Origin of the sequence: Streptomyces turgidiscabies Car8, assembly GCF_000331005.1 — a bacterium.
In the GTDB taxonomy this organism is placed as follows: domain Bacteria; phylum Actinomycetota; class Actinomycetes; order Streptomycetales; family Streptomycetaceae; genus Streptomyces; species Streptomyces turgidiscabies.
Genome location: NZ_AEJB01000071.1, coordinates 1 through 2,499, shown reverse-complemented (window position 1 = coordinate 2,499; position 2,499 = coordinate 1). Strand labels below are relative to the sequence as shown.

Here is a 2,499-nt window from a genome sequence, read left to right as displayed (position 1 = left end):
GCCGTACGACCGCTGTCGTGCCGATCTGGCGGCGCCCGTGGATGGTGCTCGGACGCGACACCTTCGCGGGTGACGTCCTGGCGCGGCTGGGGGTCGACAACGCGTACGCGGCCCACGCCGAACGCTATCCGCGGGTACCGATCGAGGAACTGCGGACCGCCGCGCGGCCGGGGATGGTCGTGCTGCCGGACGAGCCGTACCGCTTCACGGCCGAGGACGGTCCCGAGGCGTTCGAGGGGCTGCCCTGCGCGCTCGTCAGCGGCCGCCACCTCACCTGGTACGGGCCGTCACTGGCCGAGGCTCCACGGGCGCTGGGCGAGGCCCTGCGAGCAGCTCACCGCTGACCAGCCCCCGGACGGTACGGGCGGCGACGCCGGCCCAGGCGGCGACGAGCAGGACGTACAGGGCGACGGCGAGGACGCCGAACGCGGCGAGCCCGGTGTGCCGGCCGAGGCTCTCCGCACCGGTCACGCAGGTGCCCACCGGGAAGGTGAACGCCCACCACGTCATCGTGAAGCCCATGCCCCGGCGCCGTGCGCGCAGCACCAGCGCACCCGCGAGGGCGAGCCACAGCAGGGCGAAGCCCATGACGGGAACGCCGTAGAGGACGGCGACGGCGGCGGCGCTGCCATGGGGGACGCCCAGGACATGGGGGGCGAGGTCGGCGAAGTTGCCGGCGGCGGTGGTGGACTGGCCGAGCGGGCCCAGCGCCAGGAACAGGGTCGGGGTGAGTGCGAGGGGGAGCGCACCGGTCGTCACGAGCCGGCCGAAGACGACCGGCAGCATCACCAGGGTCGCGAGCAGACTCAGCCCGAACATGCCGAAGCAGGCGAACAGGAGGGTCCGCTGCCCCTGCCCCGGCGGCAGATGGGAGACCAGGAGCGGTCCGAGTGCCGCCGACACCATGGGCGCGACGACGGGGAGCAGCCAGACGGGGCTGGAGGCGGCGCCACGCACGACCAGGAGGTACGGGACGGCGACGGCGGCGACGAGTCCGACGATCGTCCCGGCGGTGAACAGGACCGCGTCCAGGGCGACGGCGGCCGGGAGACCGAGCCAGTCCCGGCCGACGACGAGGGCGCCACCGCCGACAGCCGTCAGGGCCATGGCGAGGCAGCCGTAGAACGGCGCTGTGGCCGGGTCGAGGAGGTGGGCGCGGGCCTGGTCGCGGTGGTGGGTCCAGTGCAGGGCTCGGGCGCAGAGAAGCGTGAGCAGGAGGGCGAGGGAGAAGGCCCAGACGACCGTGCAGAGGGTACGCGGCCCCGGGATGCCGTCCGCGCCGGGGAGACCGGCGCCCGCGGTGCTCACGATGGCGGTGCCCATGACGGGGGCGTACCAGTTGGGGCCCAGATGGCGGAGGCTCCCGAGGGACAGTGCCGAGCGCTGTGGCCGCGCCTCGTGCTGGGACAGGGGGAGCGGGCGGGGACGGGCGGGCGCTGCGGTGGCCATGTACTTACCGTCGCGCGGGGTGTGGGCGGTCGCCAGGGGGTTCCGGTGAATGAGGACATAAGCTGGATCTATGGGTGATGTGGAGGGCAGGGCCGCACAGTCGGCGGGAGTCGCGCGGCGGGTCCCGGACCTCGGCGCGATGGAGTTGCTGCTCGCCGTGGCGCGGCTGGGGAGTCTCGGGCGGGCCGCGCAGGAGCTGGGCGTCACACAGCCGGCCGCCAGCAGCCGCATCCGGTCGATGGAACGCCAGCTGGGCGTGGCCCTGGTGGACCGCTCACCGCGCGGATCCCGGCTCACGGACGCCGGTGTGCTCGTCACCGACTGGGCTCGGCGGGTCGTGGAGGCGGCGGAGGCGTTCGACGCCGGGGCGCAGGCCCTGCGGGCGCGACGCGACTCCCGGCTGCGGGTCGCGGCCAGCATGACGATCGCCGAGTACCTGCTTCCCGGCTGGCTGCTGGCGCTGCGCGCGCTGCGGCCCGAGACGGCGGTGTCGCTGCTCGCGGGGAACTCGGCGGCGGTGGCCGAACGGGTCCTGTCGGACGAGGCCGACCTCGGCTTCGTGGAGGGGACGGGAGTGCCGAGCGGCCTGGACTCGGTGGTCGTCGCCAAGGACCGGCTGATCGTGGTGACAGCGCCGGGGCACCCGTGGGCGCGGCGGCGGAAGCCGGTGGGGGCGGAGGAACTGGCGGCGACGCCGCTGATCCTCCGGGAGGAGGGGTCGGGAACACGGCAGGTACTGGACTCGGCGCTGGGCGGCCTGGCGCGGCCGCTGCTCGAACTGTCGTCGACGACCGCGGTGAAGGCCTCGGCGGTGGGCGGGGCGGGGCCCGCGGTGCTGAGTGAGCTGGCGGTGGGGGAGGAGTTGTCGACGCGGCGGCTGGTGTGTGTGCCGTTGGCCGGGGTGCGGTTGGACCGGGAGCTGCGGGCGGTTTGGCCGACGGGGCATCGGCCGGTGGGGCCGGCTCGGGAGTTGTTGGGGTTGACGCGGGGGTAGGGCGGAGTTTCTCGCCCCCGCCGCCCCTACCCGTCCCATCCCGTTCCTGGGGGCTG

Annotated in this window: 3 protein-coding genes; 2 read left to right on the top strand and 1 reads right to left on the bottom strand. The window is 74.8% G+C overall.

What is annotated here, in order from left to right:
* Positions 1-344, top strand: a 344-nt coding sequence (locus STRTUCAR8_RS04410; protein WP_044471624.1) for a helical backbone metal receptor, incomplete at its 5' end; no start/stop codon positions are given.
* On the opposite strand, the gene STRTUCAR8_RS04405 is transcribed toward STRTUCAR8_RS04410, so the two are convergent.
* The gene (locus STRTUCAR8_RS04405; RefSeq protein ID WP_006374233.1) at positions 271-1,449 is read right to left on the bottom strand and encodes a TDT family transporter; all 1,179 of its coding nucleotides are present in this window, start codon (positions 1,447-1,449) and stop codon (positions 271-273) included. The two genes, STRTUCAR8_RS04410 and STRTUCAR8_RS04405, sit on opposite strands and share 74 nt — an antisense overlap.
* A gap of 70 nt (positions 1,450-1,519) precedes the next feature.
* On the opposite strand from STRTUCAR8_RS04405, the gene STRTUCAR8_RS04400 reads away from it, so the two are divergent.
* Positions 1,520-2,443: a LysR family transcriptional regulator gene (locus STRTUCAR8_RS04400; RefSeq protein WP_006374234.1), complete on the top strand. Its 924-nt coding sequence runs from the start codon at positions 1,520-1,522 to the stop codon at positions 2,441-2,443.
* The last annotated feature ends 56 nt before the right edge of the window (positions 2,444-2,499 follow it).